This window comes from Halorubrum sp. CBA1229 (assembly GCF_003721435.2).
Taxonomy (GTDB): Archaea; Halobacteriota; Halobacteria; order Halobacteriales; family Haloferacaceae; genus Halorubrum.
On the sequence record NZ_CP054585.1, the window covers coordinates 2,319,469 to 2,336,325 of the forward strand.

Annotated in this window: 15 protein-coding genes; 5 read left to right on the plus strand and 10 right to left on the minus strand. The window is 70.9% G+C overall.

The window, feature by feature from the left end:
- Window positions 1–76 precede the first annotated feature (76 nt).
- From Hrr1229_RS11550 to Hrr1229_RS11565, 4 genes are all read left to right on the plus strand, one after another.
- Window positions 77–2,311 (plus strand): PAS domain S-box protein, encoded by a 2,235-nt coding sequence (locus Hrr1229_RS11550; RefSeq protein WP_123112758.1) that lies wholly within the window; start codon window positions 77–79, stop codon window positions 2,309–2,311.
- 95 nt (window positions 2,312–2,406) lie between these two features.
- Complete coding sequence (locus Hrr1229_RS11555) at window positions 2,407–2,622, plus strand: hypothetical protein (protein WP_123112757.1); 216 nt, start codon at window positions 2,407–2,409, stop codon at window positions 2,620–2,622.
- Between the two features lie 81 nt (window positions 2,623–2,703).
- Window positions 2,704–3,123 carry a hypothetical protein gene (locus tag Hrr1229_RS11560; protein WP_123112756.1) on the plus strand — a complete coding sequence of 140 codons (420 nt, stop codon included), beginning with the start codon at window positions 2,704–2,706 and terminating at the stop codon, window positions 3,121–3,123.
- 77 nt (window positions 3,124–3,200) lie between these two features.
- Entirely contained in the window at window positions 3,201–3,905 is a 705-nt protein-coding gene (locus tag Hrr1229_RS11565) for a molybdenum cofactor biosynthesis protein B (RefSeq protein WP_123112755.1), read from the plus strand.
- A 34-nt stretch (window positions 3,906–3,939) separates the two neighbouring features.
- On the opposite strand, the gene trpG is transcribed toward Hrr1229_RS11565, so the two are convergent.
- The 8 genes from trpG to Hrr1229_RS11605 form a co-directional block, all read right to left on the minus strand.
- A complete protein-coding gene (gene trpG / locus Hrr1229_RS11570) occupies window positions 3,940–4,587 on the minus strand; it encodes an anthranilate synthase component II (protein WP_123112754.1) in 648 nt (215 codons plus the stop codon).
- A complete protein-coding gene (gene trpE / locus Hrr1229_RS11575) occupies window positions 4,584–6,236 on the minus strand; it encodes an anthranilate synthase component I (protein WP_123112753.1) in 1,653 nt (550 codons plus the stop codon). The genes trpG and trpE overlap by 4 nt, the downstream gene beginning before the upstream one ends.
- The gene (locus Hrr1229_RS11580; RefSeq protein ID WP_123112752.1) at window positions 6,233–6,877 is read right to left on the minus strand and encodes a phosphoribosylanthranilate isomerase; all 645 of its coding nucleotides are present in this window, start codon (window positions 6,875–6,877) and stop codon (window positions 6,233–6,235) included. The genes trpE and Hrr1229_RS11580 overlap by 4 nt, the downstream gene beginning before the upstream one ends.
- On the minus strand, window positions 6,877–7,926 hold the full coding sequence (gene trpD / locus Hrr1229_RS11585; protein WP_123112751.1) for an anthranilate phosphoribosyltransferase: 1,050 nt from the start codon (window positions 7,924–7,926) through the stop codon (window positions 6,877–6,879). The genes Hrr1229_RS11580 and trpD overlap by 1 nt, the downstream gene beginning before the upstream one ends.
- Window positions 7,927–8,043: 117 nt before the next feature.
- Window positions 8,044–9,756, minus strand: coding sequence for an L-lactate permease (locus tag Hrr1229_RS11590; RefSeq protein WP_123112750.1), 1,713 nt, complete (start codon window positions 9,754–9,756; stop codon window positions 8,044–8,046).
- A gap of 191 nt (window positions 9,757–9,947) precedes the next feature.
- The gene (locus tag Hrr1229_RS11595) at window positions 9,948–10,208 is read right to left on the minus strand and encodes a hypothetical protein (RefSeq protein ID WP_123112749.1); all 261 of its coding nucleotides are present in this window, start codon (window positions 10,206–10,208) and stop codon (window positions 9,948–9,950) included.
- Between the two features lie 48 nt (window positions 10,209–10,256).
- Window positions 10,257–12,788 (minus strand): DUF2309 domain-containing protein, encoded by a 2,532-nt coding sequence (locus Hrr1229_RS11600; RefSeq protein ID WP_123112748.1) that lies wholly within the window; start codon window positions 12,786–12,788, stop codon window positions 10,257–10,259.
- Window positions 12,788–14,287 carry a proton-conducting transporter membrane subunit gene (locus tag Hrr1229_RS11605; protein ID WP_123112747.1) on the minus strand — a complete coding sequence of 500 codons (1,500 nt, stop codon included), beginning with the start codon at window positions 14,285–14,287 and terminating at the stop codon, window positions 12,788–12,790. The genes Hrr1229_RS11600 and Hrr1229_RS11605 overlap by 1 nt, the downstream gene beginning before the upstream one ends.
- A gap of 333 nt (window positions 14,288–14,620) precedes the next feature.
- Here Hrr1229_RS11605 and Hrr1229_RS11610 point away from each other — a divergent pair, with 333 nt between their 5' ends.
- Window positions 14,621–15,637 carry an amidohydrolase family protein gene (locus tag Hrr1229_RS11610; protein ID WP_123112746.1) on the plus strand — a complete coding sequence of 339 codons (1,017 nt, stop codon included), beginning with the start codon at window positions 14,621–14,623 and terminating at the stop codon, window positions 15,635–15,637.
- Between the two features lie 24 nt (window positions 15,638–15,661).
- Here Hrr1229_RS11610 and Hrr1229_RS11615 read toward each other — a convergent pair whose 3' ends face one another.
- Both Hrr1229_RS11615 and Hrr1229_RS11620 read right to left on the minus strand, forming a co-directional pair.
- On the minus strand, window positions 15,662–16,135 hold the full coding sequence (locus Hrr1229_RS11615) for an Lrp/AsnC family transcriptional regulator (RefSeq protein WP_123112745.1): 474 nt from the start codon (window positions 16,133–16,135) through the stop codon (window positions 15,662–15,664).
- Between the two features lie 74 nt (window positions 16,136–16,209).
- Entirely contained in the window at window positions 16,210–16,836 is a 627-nt protein-coding gene (locus Hrr1229_RS11620) for a universal stress protein (protein ID WP_123112744.1), read from the minus strand.
- Between the last annotated feature and the right edge of the window lie 21 nt (window positions 16,837–16,857).

Consider the following 16,857-nt stretch of genomic DNA (forward strand, 5'->3'; position numbering starts at 1 on the left):
CGTCGCTCGGGCCGTTTTCGTTCCGCGGAACCGAGCCAGTAGATTTTCACGTCTGTCGGCCGTATTCTCGCTCCTGATGCCACGCGAACCGTCCGCCGACTCCCCGTCGCCGCCGGGCGGCGGCTTCGCCGCTTCGTTCGTCGAGGGATGTTCTGATCCGGTCATCTCCGTCGACGGCGACGGCGCCGTCGTCTACGCGAACCCGGCAGTCGAGTCGGTCCTCGGCTACGACCCCGCCGAGCTTCGCGACGGGCGCTTCGCGGAGCTGATCCCCGAGGGGCGCGACGACGAGCGCGTCCGCTCGCTCCGGCGGCGGCTGTCGTCCCCCGCGGAGCTGGCCGAGGCCGGCGGCTTCGCCTGTCCCCTGCGGCACGCCGACGGGCGGACGGTCGCCTTCTCCGTGCGGTTCCACGAGCACCGCCCGTCCGGCGACCCCGTGTACACCGGGGTGTTTCGGGACGGCGTCGAGGAGGCGGCCGCACGCGACCTGCGGACCTTCCGTAACCTCGTCGAGCACGCCGGTCACGCCGTCTACGTCACCGACACCGACGGGACGATCGAGTACGTCAACCCGGCGTTCACCGAGAACACGGGGTACGATCCCGACGAGGCGGTCGGCGAGACGCCGGCGATACTCAACTCGGGTGAGATGTCCGACGAGTACTTCGGGGCGCTGTGGGAGACGATCGAGGCCGGCGGCGTGTGGGAGGAGGAGATCGTCGATCGCCGGCGCGACGGCGAGACGTACCACGCCCACCAGACGATCGCGCCGGTGTTCGACGAGGACGGCGACGTCTCCCGGTTCGTCGCGATCCAGACCGACGTGACGGAGCAGCGTGAGGCCGTCGGGCGGCTGAAGCAGTACCGCGACGTCGTCGAGGCGCTCGGCGATCCGATCCTTCTCCAGAATCGCGACGGCGAGTTCGAGCTGCTTAACGAGGCGGTGAGCGACTTCGCCGGCGTCCCCCGGGAGGAGCTGTACGGGAGGGACGAGTTCGCATTCATGGACCCCGAGACGGCGGCCGAGATCGCCGAGCGCCGGCGGGAGGTGCTCGACCGGGAGGAGCCGGTCGAGTACGAGGTGTCGCCGACGTTCGAGCGCAGCGACCGCGAGGCGACGTTCAACACGCGGCGGTCGCCCTACTACGACGCCGACGGCGAGTTGGCTGGCACCTTCGCGATCTGCCGGGATATCACCGACATGAAGCGCCGTGAGGCGGAGCTCGAGCGCTACGAACGCGCCGTCAACGGGGCGACCGACCTCATCGCCGCCGTCGACCGCGACGGTCGCTTCCTGTTCGCGAACCCCCAGTACCGGGCGTACCACGAGATCGGAGCCGACGACGTGCGGGACCTCACGCTCGCGGACGTCGTCGACGACGACCGGTTCGACGACGTGGAACGACACGTCGACCGCGCGCTGCGGGGTCAGCCCGTGGAGTACCGGACGAAGCGCACGCACCCCGTCCGCGGAACGCGCACGTTCGACGTCCGGTACTACCCGCTGGAGGACCCCGACGGAGACGGGGTCGCCGGCGTGGTCGGCGTCCTCAGAGACGTGACCGACAGCGAGAACCGGGCGCGCCAGCTCAGCGTCGTGGACCGGGTGCTTCAGCACAACCTCCGGAACGCGCTGACGGTGATCCGGGGACGGGCGACTGAGATCGTCGAAACGGCCCCCGAGGTCGACGGCGACTCCGACGGCGGCGACGGCGACGCCAACGGCCCCGACGGCGGCGGCGATGTCGCTGTCGCCGCCGAGGCGGCCTCGTACATCGTCTCGCGGGCGGACGACCTCCTGACGACGAGCGAGAAGGCCCACCACATCACCGAGATCCTGAGCGACGCGCCCGAGGTGGAGCCGATGGACGTGGGGCGTGCCGTCGACGGGGTGGTCGAGTCGATCGCCGCCGAGTACCCGGACGCGGACGTCTCGGCGTCGACGCCGGCCAACGGGAAGGCCGTCGCCTCGGCGACCGCGTGGCTCGACCGCGCGCTGGCGGAGCTCGTCCGGAACGCGATCGTCCACCACGACGGGGACCCGACCGTCGACGTGACCGTCGAGACGACCGCGGAGGCGATTCGGGTGCGAATCGTCGACGACGGCCCCGGCCTGACCGACATGAACCGCGACGTGCTCGAGACGGGGCGCGCCGTGGACGCGCTGTACCACGGGAGCGGGCTCGGCCTGTGGCTCGTCTACTGGGTCCTCCAGCAGTCGGGCGGGTCGGCGACGGTCGAGGATGTCTCGCCCCGCGGGACCGCGGTGACGGTGACGCTCTCTCCCGCGCCCGAGCGACAGCGCTCTTGACCGCCGACCCGCGCGCCTGACCGTCGGTCTCGGCGTCGTCCCACGCGCTCGGAACCGGCGCAACGTTTATCATGATCTATGGTGTGTGTTATCGCATGTCACTCCGAGAGACGGGGCGGCGGCTCCGGCTCCGCCGAACCGGCTGGATCCCGCCGGACGCGCGGGTCCGTCACTACGACGAACTCGGCGAGGACGCTCAGATCCTCGTCAGAGAGCTCGCCGGGCGACCGCGAACGGCGCCGGAGCTCGACGACCTCGACGACGGCGACTTCGTGAAGTTCACCGACTACTACCAGGTCCGCACGCGCTGAGGACGGCGACGCGGCGTCGGCCGACCTCGATACCCGCTGCGGAAGCGAAGTTGTTTTCGCCCGCCGCGAGAACGCGTATCCATGGACAGTGGCGGATCTACCGACATGACGCTCGCGTTCGAGCTGGAGGCGCTGAAGGCGCTCGCTGACCCCAACGACGTGTTCAACAACGCCCGGCAGTGGACGGAGTACGTCGGCGTCGTCAGCGAGAAGCCGACGTACGTCGTGACCAACTTCACCCGGAAACACCGCGTGCGTCAGGACTTCTTCTCGGGCCCGCGCGGCGTCGAGGAGAGCTTAGAGAACATCGCCGGCCAGTTCGACACGGACCGGCACGTGTTCGTCGGCGTCGACGACGAGGACGAGGCCGTCGCCGAGGCCACCGGCTGGGAGTTCCTGCAGGTCGAGGACGCGGCCGAGGCCGCCGGCTGGGTACTCGCGACCGAGGAGCCGGACGAGGACGAGGCGCCCGAGGAGTCGTCGCGAGACGACTGGCCCTAAGTCGGCGTCGTCCGGAACGACGCGAGCGACCGCCGCGTCGGGGAGGTGTTTTCACCGTCGACCGGATACGTGAAGCCATGAGCGACGCGCACGACCACGACGAGGAGGGAGATGGTCACGGCGAGGGAGAGGGCCACGGCGAGAGCGACCGCCATCACGACGAGGGGCATGACCACGACCACCACCATCACGACGCCGATTCGATCGCGGTCGCGGTCATGACGGTGTCGTCCTCGCGCTCGCTCGACGAGGACCCCTCCGGCGACTACGTGGCCGCCGCCTTCGAGGAGGCCGGCCACGAGGTCGCCGTCCGCGAGCTGGTCCCCGACGAGTACGACAGCGTCCAGGGGACGGTAGACCGGCTGGCCCGCCGCGAGGACACGGACGTCGTCGTGACCACGGGCGGGACCGGCGTGACGCCCGACGACGTGACGCCGGAGGCGGTCGCCGGCCTCTTCGCGAAGAAGCTTCCCGGCTTCGGCGAGCTGTTCCGCCGGCTCTCGCAGGAGGAGATCGGGACGCGGACGATCGGCTCGCGGGCGACCGCCGGGATCGCCTCCGCCACGCCCGTCTTCTGTCTGCCCGGCTCCGAGAACGCGGTGCGGCTCGGCGTCGACGAGATCATCCTCTCCGAGGTCGGCCACCTCGTCGGGCTCGCCGGGCGGGGCGTCGACGAGACCGGCGAGGAGGTGAAGGCGGAAGACGCGGGCGAGGAAGAAGACGACCACGACGCGGGCGAAGAAGCGGACGCCGGCGGCTCGGCCGACGACGGCTCGGATTGACGCCCTCCCCGCGCTGAAGCGCGAGGGGTCCCTTTTAAATAGACGCGAGGAAGTTCCGGATCAGGTCGTGGCCCGCAGCGGTCAACACGCTCTCCGGATGGAACTGCACCGCCTCGATCGGGTGGTCGCGGTGGCGGATCCCCATCACGATCTCGTCGCCCTCGTGGTCCGTCGTCGCCGTCACCGCGAAGGCGTCGGGGACCTCGGTGGCGGCCAGCGAGTGGTACCGCCCGGCGCGGAACCCCTGATCGAGCCCGGCGAACACCCCCTTCCCGTCGTGGTCGACCGGGAACGCCTTCCCGTGGATCGGCTCCGGGGCGTGACCGACGGTGCCGCCGTACTCGTACACGGCGGCCTCGAGGCCGAGGCAGACGCCGAGCGTCGGGACCTCGGGCGAGAGGTCGCGGAGCACGTCGGTCGTCACGCCCACGTCGCGCTCGTTCTTCGGGTGACCGGGACCGGGGCTGATGAGGATCGCGTCCGGCTCGGCGTCCCGGATCTCCGCGAGCGACGCGGTGTTTTTAAACACCGTCACGTCGATCGGCTCCGGTTCGCCGCTCGCTTCGGCTCCGGCGTCGTCCCCGTCGCCCGCCGCGCCCTCGTCGCCGAGCGTCTGGTCCGAGACGTACTCGACGAGGTTGTACGTGAACGAGTCGAAGTTGTCGACGACGACGACGTTCATTCGTCGACCTCCGCGCCGGCCGGGAGGGGGTCGTCCTCGGGCGACTCCTCGTCCCGGATCCGGTCGATCGCGGTCAACACGCCGTCCATCTTCTGTTCGGTCTCCTCGTACTCGGCGGCCGGGTCGGAGTCGGCGACGAGCCCGGCGCCGGCCCGGACGGTCACCGCGGTCTCGGCCGGGTCGCTCGCGCCCGCCGGCGACTCGTCGAGCGTCGCGGTCCGGATCACGATGGCGAAGTCGGCGTCGCCGGTCCACGCGTAGTAGCCGACGCCGCCCCCGTACGCCTCCCGCGGGGTGGTCTCCAACTCCTCGATGATCTCCATCGCGCGCACCTTCGGCGCGCCCGTGAGGGTGCCGGCGGGGAACGTCGCGCGCGTCGCGTCGAACGCGTCGGCGTCGGCCGCCATCGTCCCCGTGACCGTCGACTCGATGTGCTGGACGTGGCTGTACTTCAGCACGTTCATGAACTCCTCGACGCGGACGGAGCCCGCCTCCGAGACGCGCCGGACGTCGTTGCGCGCGAGGTCGACGAGCATCGTGTGCTCGGCGCGCTCCTTCGGGTCGGCGAGCATCTCGCCGGCGAGCCGGCGGTCCTCGACCGGGCTCGTCCCGCGGGGGCAGGTGCCCGCGATCGGGTTCGAGACGATCCGGTCGCCCTGCACAGACACCAGCGTCTCCGGGCTCGCGCCGACGATGCTCCGGTCGTCGTGGCGCAGCACGTACATGTACGGCGAGGGGTTCACCTCGCGGAGCGCCGCGTACAGCCCGAGCGAGTCCACCTCGCCGCGGAGCTCGCGGCTCCGCGAGATCACGCCCTGGTAGATGTCGCCGTCGAGGACGTGCCGCTTGGCGGTCCGGACCGCCTCCTCGTACTCCTCGCGGGGGTCGGCCGACTCCGACTCGACTCGGATCCCGTCGGGCTCCGGCGGCGCGGCCTCGCGCAGCTCAGCCCCCACGCGCTCCGCCTCGGCGACGAGGTCGTCGTAGACGGCCGCGGGGTCGTCGTCGACGCCGATCACGGGCGTGAAGACGAGCTCGGCGCTCCCCTCCTTCTCGTCGAAGACGACCGTGCGGGTCGTTAACGCGAACTCGGCGTCGGGGAACTCGGTCTCCGGCCGCTCGACGCCGACCTCCTCTAACCAGAGGTCGTAGACGGCCTCGTACGCGAGGAAGCCGACGAACCCGCCGGAGAGGATCTGGCGGTCGGTGTCGGGGAACCCGCGCAGGCTCACGTCCGGGAACGCCGCGCGGATCCGGTCGACCGCGTCGCCGGCGGCGGGGCCGATCTCTTTCTCAGATCCGTCCCCGACGAACTCGGCCGCGGGGCCGAGCCGAGTCACGTCGGTGCGGTCGGGGTGGACGGAGACGATCGCCTCGGGGTCGTAGCCGACGAACGAGTAGCGGGCGTGCCGGTCGGCCTTCCCGCCCGACGTGAACGCGCCGTCCGGGTCGCTGGAGGCGACCTTCTCGCCGGACTCCAAGAGGAACCCGTACGGCCCCTCGCCCACGAGGGTGGCGTACGTCGCGAGCGGGGTCACGTCGGCGTCGAGCGTCGCTGACGCGCGGACGACGACCGGGCGCTCGGCGTCGGCGGCGAGCTCGACGAACGCGGCTTTCGAGCGGTTCAGCGGGGAGCCGTCGTCGCTCATGCGAGCTCCATCTCCCGGCCCGCGTTCGCGACGAAGCGGGCCACTGCGTTGTGGTCCTTCCGGCCGTCCGCGAGCTCGACGCCGGAGGCGACGTCGACGGCGAACGGGTCGGCGACGCGGACCGCTTCGGCGACGTTGTCGGCCGTGAGCCCGCCGGCGAGCACGACCGGCGACGTGAGCCGGGCCGCCAGGTCGCCCGTCTTCGCCCAGTCGTGGGTCTCGCCGGTGCCGCCGGCGCCGGCGTCGTCGGTGGAGTCGATCACGAGCGCGTCGGTGACGGCGTCGAACTCCTCGGCGCGGGCCGGGTCGTCGGCGTCGACCGCGAGCAGCACCTTCCGCTCGGTCTCCGCGCGGATGTACCGGATCTCGTCGGCGGTCCACTCGCCGTGGAGCTGGAGCGCGTCGGGCCCGATCGTCCGGACCAGTTCGACCGCGCGCTCGGCGGAGTCCGGCATCGTGACGAGCGTCGCGGTGACGAACGGCGGCACGTCCGCGAGCAGTTGCGCCGCCGTCGCGGGGTCGATCTCGCGCCCCGAGTCGACCGGCACCTCCGAGATCACGCCGACCGCGTCGGCGCCGGCGTCGATCGCGGCCCGGAGGTCCGCGCCGCGCGTGAGCCCGCAGATCTTCACCCGGGCCATCAGTCGTCGTCCTCCGGCCCCGCTGTCGCCCCCGTTTTCCGGGCTCCTCCGTCGCCGCACAGCGCCGCGAACTTCTCGGCGGCCGCGCCGGAGTCGATCGCCTCGGCGGCGCGCTCGACGCCCGCCTCGAGGGAGTCGGCCTCGCCGGCGACGTAGATCGCCGCGCCGGCGTTCGCGAGGATCAGGTCCCGTTTCGGGCCCGTGACGGAGCCGTCGACGATCCCGCGCAGGTCGGCCGCGTTCTCCTCGGGGGTCCCCCCGGAGACGGCCTCGATCGGGGCGCGGTCGAGCCCGAGGTCCTCGGGGGCGAGCGTGAACTCGGTGACGTCCTCGCCCTCGACCTCCGCGACGACCGTCTCGTCGTGGATCCCGATCTCGTCCATCCCCGCGCCGTGGACGACCAGCGCGTGCTCGACGGGCATGTGCGCGAGCGCCCGGGCGATCGTCCCGACCAGTTCGGGGTCGTAGACGCCGAGCACCTGCGCGTCGGCGCCAGCGGGGTTGGTGAGCGGGCCGAGCACGTTGAAGATCGTCCGCATCCCGAGCTCCTTGCGCGGGCCGATGACGGCCTTCATCGCCGGGTGGAAGACGGGCGCGAGCATGAACCCGATCCCGTCGGCCTCGATGGCGTCCTCGACGGCCGGCGGCTCGGCCTCGACGTCGGCGCCCGCGACCTCCAGCACGTCGGCGCTCCCCGAGGAGGAGGAGACGGAGTAGTTGCCGTGCTTGGCGACCGGGACGCCCGCGCCCGCGGCGACGATGGCGGCGGTCGTCGACACGTTGATCGTGTCGTGGTCGTCGCCGCCGGTCCCGCAGGTGTCGACGAGGGGCTCGCGGTCCGGCTCGATCGTCCGGGCGGCGTCGCGCATCCCCTGCGCGAAGCCGGCGATCTCGGCCTCCGTCTCGCCCTTCGCCCGGAGGGCGGCGAGGAGCGCGCCGATCTGCGCCTCGGTGGCCTCCTCGAAGACCAGCCGCGCGGCCTCGCGCGACTCCTCGACAGTCAGATCCGCCCCGTCCGTCACGCGTTCGACCGTGTCGTTGATATCCATAGTGTTCACCGATGTATTACTTCGCGTTGTGATGTACAAGTCTGTACACTAATTTAACCCTGTCGCCGCGACGGGACGCGTTCACACGACGAGAAGCGAGCGACGGCCGGCCCCGGCTCAGAACAGGCCGGGGACTAGGACGTACGTCAGCAGCATTCCGAACAGCCCGGCGAACAGCGCGAACAGCGCCATCGGGACGATGGCCTTCCGCAGCAGGTCACCCTCGCGTCCGGTGATCCCGACGACGCCGCAGATGGCGGCGACGTTCAGCACCGACACCATGTTACCGAGGCCGCCGCCGACGTTCTGGAGGCTGACGACGATCGTCCGGGAGAGCCCGACCGTCTCGGCGGCGTTGTACTGGAGCACGCTGAAGAGGATGTTCGACGACGTGTTGCTGCCGGTCATGAACGACCCGATGGCGCCGACCCACGGCGAAACGACCGGCAGCAGGCCGCCGGCGCCCATGGCGAGCGCGCGGCTCAGCGCCTCCATCATCCCGAGCAGGTCGGCGGTGTTCGTCTGCGACTGGATCATGATCTGCGTCATCGAGACGGCGATGATCAGCGTGAGCGCCGCGGGCGCGACCTGCGTCACCGAGCGTCGCCAGGCCGCCCCCATCTCGTCGGCGTCCATCCCGTGGAGGAGACCGGTGAGGATCGCGATGGGGATGAACGGCATCGTCCCCGGGAGGTAGAGGTACTGGAGGGTGTAGCCGAGCTCGGTGCCTAGGATCGAGTCGAGGCTGACCGTGAAGCTCTGGATCCAGCCGAGCACGGCGACGCCGCCGACCGTGAGGTCCGGCCAGCGCGTGACGAGCAGCGCGAGCGCGACGAGCAGGTACGGCGTCCACGCGAGCAGCACGGGCATCTCTTTTCTCGGCCGGTCCCGAGCGATCTCGTCGAGTTCCAGCCCGCCGAGCCACGTGTCGGTCCACGTCGACTCGTCGGGGAAGTCCCACTCGCGCTCCGGGACGAGGACGTCGTTGTTCGCGAGCAGGAGGCCGACCGCGAGCACCACGAACCCGGCCGCGATGTCGGGGAGCGCGGGGCCGACGAACCACGCGATCAGGAGCTGCGTCCCGCCGGTGACGGCGCCGAGGAGCAGCGCGAACGGCGCGATGGGGAGGGTGCTCCGCACGGCGCGCGAAACGCTCCGTCCGCCGTCGGCGTCGCCGAACCAGTAGGTCAGGAAGAACACGCCGAGCAGCCCCCAGAAGACGTACGTCACTCCGGTGACCACGCCGCTCCAGGCGGAGACCATCGAGAGGAACTCGCCGACGCCCATCGAGCCCGACAGCGCCGGTTCGATGACCGCGCCGGTGCCCCCGATGACGGGGGTGCCGGCCGCCCCGAACGGCGGGTTCGGCGCGTTGAAGAAGAGGCCGAACACCGCGGCGGCCAGCGGCGGAAACCCGAGGCCGATGAGCAGCGGCGCGGCGAGCGCGCCCGGCGTCCCGAAGCCGGCCGCCCCCTCGATGATCGTCATGAACCCGAGACCGACGAGGAGCACTTGGATGCGACGGTCCTCCTCGATCTGTCCGAAGTACCACCGGATCGTGGCGATGGCGCCGCTGCCTTCGAGGTAGTTCATCAGCAGGATGGCACCGAACACGATGAGGATGATGTCCACGGCCTGGAGCACGCCGTACACCGCCGACGCGACAAGCCAGTTTGGCTCCATGCCCCAGTAGGTGAGCCCGATACCGGTCGCGAGGAGCCAGCCGACCCCCATCGCTCGCGCCGCGGACCAACGGAGCCCCGCGAGCAGCACGAACGCGACGCCGATCGGCACGGCACCGACGAGTGCGAGTGAGAGCACGTTAGTCATGGTTGGTGACTACGCCCATGCGTCACCGTCGCGCGACCGCCCATATGTAATTTTCTTTTCCCGTGACATCAATCCGAGATGCCGACTGCTGCCCCCGATTTTTAACATTATTATAAATGATATATCTCGATCGAGGGCGCGGTCGCGAGGCCCCCGTGAGAAAGCCTCGCCCGCTCTCTCGCGGCCGCCCGTCACCCGTCGGCGAGCTGGATCCCCCGCGCAATCACGTACATCAGCACGACGCCCGCGCCGACGGCCAGCACGAACTGCGACGCGACGGTCAGGAGGCCCGCGAGCAGCCCTCCGGGGCCGACAAGCAGCGTGATAAGGAACAGGAGCAGCGCCGCTCCTCCGAACAGGATGACGAGCCCGGCGAGCGGCAACGCCTCCGACAGGATCTGACCGAGGTCCAACTCTCCCGACGCCTGATCGATGAACGGCGGTGACGACATGGTCGTACCGTCTGCGCACACACTTATAAATGGAGCAGCGCGCCCGCGTCAGTCGTCGGCGGCCGCGGGGGCGACCGGATCCTCCGGCTCGGTCGGCGCCTCCGGGTCACTCGTCGCTTCCGGCCCGGCCGGTGCCTCCGGTTCCGCCGCCGACGGCTCGGACATCGGCTCCCACTCCATGCCGCGCTCGTACCGGAACGCGCGGTGGTCCCGGGTGGGGTCGACGACCGTCAGCGAGAGCCACTCGTTGTCGAGCAGCTCGGTCACCTCGTCGTGGTCGGCCAGGGCGTCGGTGACGCGCTCGACCGGCGCGTGGAGGACCGCGGAGAGCCGGAGCGGCTGATGGTACGGCGTCTCGTGGTCGGCCATCAGCGACTGGCGGGGGAGGCCGGTCATCAGATCGCCGCCGTTGCCCTGGTAGACGCCGACGTTGCCGACGGGGTTCTGCGTCGCCTTCGACCCGCTCCCGTAGGCCGCGTTGTCGACGGTCGAGAAGTAGTACTGGGCGTTGATCCACTGGGTGACGACCATCGGCCCCGCGAGGATCGACTCGAGCGCGTCGCCGTCGGGGTCGGTCGACCAGTCGTACGAGTGGAGGAACGCGCGGCCGTCGAGGTCGAGGTCGCTCGTCAGCTCGCGGGGCCCGACGACGAAGCCGGCGTTGCCGGCCAGCCCCCACTCGGGACGCGTCTCGGCCCAGTCGCCGGCGCGGCGCTCGGTCTCCTCGACGCCCGCCACGGCGTCGGCACCCATCGACGCGGCGCGCTCGGCGGCCGCGCCCTCGCGGGCGGCGTCGAGGTCCGCGCGCAACCGCGCGAGGTCGTCCGCGTGGCTCTCCGGCACGTCGCCGTACAGCTCGACCTCGTCGGTCGTCGTGTTGTGCTCGCCGGCGAGGAAGACGGTGTCGTCGGGGACGTCGAAGCCGCGCTCGCGCAGCGCCGCCTTCACACCGGCGTCGTTGCAGATCGACGCGAGGACGCGGGCGTTCGGCCCGCCGGGGTTGCCGGCGCACGCGCCGCAGTCCAGGCTCGAGTCGTACGGGTTGTTCGTCGTCTCGCTCGCGTGCCCGACGAAGGCGACGAGCCGGCCGAACTCCTCCCACCCCATCAGCTCGAAGGCGGTCGCGGCGTACTCGACCTTCTCTTCATCGGTCAGCCCCACGGGCAGGTCGCCCGCGTGAGTGTGCTGGTGGTGGACGGTCTGCTCGCAGAACTCGCGGTCGTCGGGCACCGCGTCGTCGGCGGCCCCCAGCAGGTCGCGGACGCGACCCGGGAGGAGCGTGCGGGCCGCGAGCGCGAGCCCGTAGCCGCTCCCGGCGTTCTCGACGAAGCCGAAGGCGCTGGCGGGGTTCGTTTTCAGCTTCTTGACGACCTCGCCCGCGACCTCGCGGACGCTCGACCGGCGGTCGCGACGCGCCCGCGCCTCCCGCTCGGTCGGGATCTCGCTGATCCGGTGTTGCGGTTCCAAGATCGGCGGACAGGCGTCGACCGACGTCTCGGCGTCGTACCCCTGATACTCCATCGGGACGCCGAAGAAGCCGGCGTAGCCGTGGGTCTCGTAGTCGCCCTCGGCCTCGACGTGACGCCGGATCACCTCCGAGCGGGTGTCGATGCAGAACACCAGCTGCGCGTCGGGGCGGTCCGACGGTCCGCCTCCCGCGGCCGGCGACTCGCCCTCGGCTGCCGGCTCGCTCTCGGCCAACGCCCGGCTCTCGGCGGCGACGCGGTCGACGACCTCGGTGCGGTAGCTCGCCTCCCACGCGCTCAGGAACGCCTCGGCGAGCTCGTCGGCCGGGTCGGCGTCAGCGGCGTCGGGGCCGGTGGCGGCGTCGAGTTCGACGCCGAACCCGTCGAGCAGCGCGAGACGCACCGCGAGGTACTCCGCCAGCGTGATCGGGCACGCCGACTGCCACGCGCCGTCGTCGTCCGCGCGCCGCTTGATGAAGCCGGTCCACCCCGGGAGCGCGGCCAGCTGCGCCTCGAAGATCGGTACCCACTGGCTCTCCGGGTACGGGTCGAGGACGGCCTCGATCGCTTCGGTCGGGGTCTCGGGGAGCGACGCGAGGATCCCCTCGTCGGGGACCGCGGCGTCGTGTGCCGCCACCTCGCGGAAGGCGGCGTAGAACCCGTCGTCGCGGTCCGGCATCGACCACGCGGCGTGTCCCTCGTCGAGGAAGGCCGAGAGCCACTTCGTCAGCACGTGGTCGACCCGCTCGGCCCCCTCGTCAGACGGGGCCGCGTCCTCGTCAGACGGCGCCGACTCGACCGCGGCGTCCACGCGCTCCAGCAGCGTCTCCGGGTCGGCCTCGTAGCCGCGGTCAGCGAGCTCCGACTCGAGCGTCTCCCGGTCGATCCGCCCGTCGTCGAGCGCGGCCCGGAACGCCTCCCGGCTCGGGTAGCCGCGGCCGCCCAGCAGGTCGGCCGCCTGCGTCACCGCCTCGTCGAACGGCACGTTCTCGAACCCCGAAAGGGGGTTGGCGGTCACGAACGAGTGGATCGGCCAGACCGACCCGACCGTCGCCGCCGCCTCGTCGATGCTGTCGTGGATGACGCTGTCGTCGATGGTTGATTCGGTGCTCATTAGGCGCCTCCGTCGTCGTACTCTCCGGTGTTCGTCAGGACGGTACCGGGGGACGGGTGCCCCGCGTTCAGCAGCGCGACGTAGAGGCGCCGGCTGCGCTCGTGGACGCCGGCCTCCATCGCGAGGTACGCCGCGAGGAAGGCGACGGCCACGAGACCGTGGACCGCGGTCAGCTCGGTCGGCGCGGTGACGACCGGGAGCCCGGCCAAGAGCGTCGAAACGGCCCTGTACACCAGCGCGTACACGGTGATTGCCGGAAGGAAGGCCAGCGGGACCGCGCCGTAGCGGACCCCCGCCGGGAGCTCGGCGTGCCCGACCGCGCCGCGCGCCGCGTGGAGGGTAGTGAAAACCACGAACAGGACGAGCAGGAGACCGCTGTCGACGCTCGTCCCTTTCCCCGTCAGCAGCACGAAGACCGCGCCCCCCGCCAGTCCGGTCGCCAGCGTCACGGCGAGATCGAGGACGCGGAATCCGCCGGTCGCGTCCTTCGCCTTCTCGGCCGGGCTCGTCCGCTCGATCCCGCCGCCCGCGCCGAGGAACTGGTACGCCTTATAAAACCCGTGCAGAATCAGATGGGTGATCGCGGCCCCGAAGAAGCCGAGGCCGGCCTGCATGATCATGAATCCCATCTGCCCCACCGTGGAGCAGGCCAACTTGCTCTTAACGTCCGGGCGGACGGACTTGAGGAGCTTCCCAAGCAGCGCGCTGGCCGCGCCGACCGCGACGATCGCGAGCATGAGGGTCGCGTCGCCGGTGACGACCGGCGCGAAGCGTAACAGGAGGACGCCGCCGGCGTTGACGAAGCCGGCGTGCATCAGCGCCGACGCCGGCGTGGGCGCGGTCATCGAGGAGAGGAGCCAGCCGTGGAACGGCACGAGGGCGGACTGGATCATCGCCGCGAGGACGAGCGAGCCGGCGGCGACGAGCCATATCGGCCCGCCGAGCGCGTCGGCGGCCGCGGCGACGCCCGATACCGTCGTCGCGCCGGTCGCCCACCAGAGCGCCGCCAGCGCGACGCCGAGGAGCGCGCTGCTGGCGACGAAGTACCGCCGGGCGACCGCCGCGGCCGCCCGCGCCTGCTCCCAGCCGTCGACGATGCCGATCAGCCTCGCCATCGCCAGCCCCATCGCCAGCCACAGCAGTCCGAACAGGGCGAGGTGGTCGGCCGCGACGAGCGTCATCACGACCGTTACGAACCCGAACACGGTGAGGAAGAACTCCGTCTCGTGGGCGCTCCCCGCCATGTAGCGGCGCGAGTAGCTGTGGACGACGCCGCCGAAGAAGGCGACGACGACCCACATCAGGACGGTCAGCCCGTCGACGGCGACGACCCCGGGGATCTCCGGAGCGAACCCGAACCGAACTCGGCCGACGAGCGCGGCGACGCTCGCGGCGAACAGCGACCACGCGAGCCACGTGAGTGCGACGGGCACGACCGGCCTCTCGGCCGTCGTGTCCGGGAGCGCTCCGACCGCCGGTTTCGAGGTAGACCCTGACATCGTTCAGTCCGTGCGACCGTTCTCGGCAGCCGACGTGACTCCGCCGGGCCGATTCTGGTCGTCTTCACTCCGCTTTGAGAACAGATTGTGTATTAAATCTATTTATCTTCACAATTCGTTCGATATAACTACATTATAGAACATTATAGTTATTGGCGGCGGCAGAGGGGACTAGGCAAGGAGAAGGGTGGTGACGGGTCCGCGGGCCGGCTCGGACCGGCCGTCGCAGTCTCGCCGCCGCGACTGATCCGCTCCCGTTCGTCGACCTCGTTCACGGTTCGTTCGCGATCCGCGTTCAGAAAACCATATCGTTCTCCGATCCGCACTGTCGGTATGGAGGAGATAACGGGGACCGTCCTCGCCGGGGAGTCGTTCGAGCCGACTCGCGGCCGCGTCGTTGTCGAGGACGGCCGGATCGAGGCCGTCGAGGAGGTCGAAACGGGGTCGACCGACATCATCGCGCCCGCGTTCGTCAACGCGCACACGCACCTGGGTGACTCCGTCGCGAAGGAGGCGGCCGTCGGGCTGTCGCTCGACGAGGCGGTGGCCCCGCCGGAGAGCCTGAAACACCGGCGGCTCGCGGCCGCCGACCGCGCCGAGCTCGTGTCGGCGATGCGCCGGACGCTCCGATACATGCGGCGGACGGGGACGGTCTCCTGTCTGGACTTCCGCGAGAACGGGGTGCCCGGGGCGCGGGCGCTCCGCGAGGCGACGGCGCCCCTCGACGTCGACCCGTTCGTCTTCGGGAGCGGTGACCCCGCCGTCCTCGATGTCGCCGACGGATACGGCGCGTCCGGCGCGAACGACGACGCGTTCGACGCGGAGCGCGCCGCCTGCGCGGAGCGGGGCGTCCCCTTCGCCATCCACGCCGGCGAGCCGGACGCGACCGACATCCACCCGGCGCTCGACTTGGAGCCGGACCTGCTCGTCCACATGGTGCACGCGGAGCGAGAGCACCTCGACCGCGTCGCTGAGCAGTCGGTGCCGATCGCCGTCTGCCCCCGTGCGAACACCGTTCTCGGCGTCGGCGACCCGCCGATCCGAGAGCTGCTCGATCACGCGACGGTCGCGCTCGGCACGGACAACGTCATGTTGAACTCCCCGTCGATGTTCCGCGAGATGGCGAACGCGGCGAAGCGGTTCGACGTGACCGACCGGGAAGTCCTCCGGATGGCGACCGCCGCCGGCGCCGAGATCGCGGGGCTCGACTGCGGCGTCATCGAGCCCGGTCGCCGGGCGGCGCTCGTCGTCATCGACGGCGGCTCGGACAACCTGGTCGACACCGAGGACCCGGTGCGAGCCGTCGTCCGTCGCGCGAGCGCGCTCGACGTCGACCGCGTCGTTATTTAACCCGGATTTTAAACTGATCGCGGATTAGGAGTCGGTCTCGGCGTCGAACGTCCCGAACGGCGTCGTCTCGTGGCTCCGCACGAGGACCTCGTCGGCGACGGTGAGCCCCATGTCGAGTAGCTCCTGTGCCACGGGCGTGATGTCGTCGTCCGACTCGCCGACGACCGTCACGAGGAGGTTCTGCTCGCCGGTGACCAGCTCCTGGACCGAGACGACGCCGTCGACCTCGAGAATCTCCGGCAGCAGCTCGCCGCGCTCGGGTATCGACGCGGTGCAGTAGAGCAGCATCCGGAGCGGGTACCCCGACCGCTGGTAGTCGACCTCGGCGCTGTACCCCTTGATCACCCCGTCGGACTCGAGGCGCTGGATGCGCTTGCGGACGGTGCTGTCCGAGGTCCCGGCCCGCTCGGCGATGTCACCGGACGAGGTGTTCCGCGCGTCTTCCTGTAACGCGTACAGGATCGCCCTGTCCACGTCGTCGATCGCTTCGTCGGCCATACCGGTGGCTCCGTGGCATGGCCACTTTACTTTTATATATTATTTTTAAACCGGAAGCGCGAATCCGCCCCGGCCTACGCGACGTCGAGCGCGGTCGCCCCGTCCGCCTCGACGACGACCACCGGGACCTCGGCGTCGTCGATCACGGTGTCGGTCGTGGAGCCGAACACGAACCGCCCGACGGTGCCGGTCGTGGGGGCGCCGACGACCACGAGGTCGTAGTACGGGGACTGCTCGACGATCGCCCCCGCCGCGGTGCGGTCCTCGACGAGCCAGCGGTCAACCCGGTCGAAGCCGCCGAGGCGGTCGCGGGCGGCCGAGAGGAGGCGGTCGCCGGCGGCGGCGTACTCGTCGCTGTCGGCGTCGTCGACCGCCGTCGCGTCCCCGTCCACGAGCGCCTCGTCGGAGGGGACGACGTGGAACAGTTCGAGCCACGAGCCGGTCGCGTCGGCGATCTCGCGGGCCACGTCGACGGTCGCCCCGGTGTGGGGACCGGCGCCCACCGCAACCAGGATCGAAGACACCCGATCCGGGCGCGTCGCCCGGTCGACTCCCTTCAGACGGGCGTGTGCCGCCGTCTCGGTCGACTCGGCCGCCTCCCTGACGGCCGGCTCGACGACGGGCTCGCCGATCCGGTTCCCGATCCGGTCGTCGGCCACCGGCGACTCGGCGCTCGCCTCGTCCGCGTCGCTCCCGTGCATACCCCTACTGTCTGACGCGCG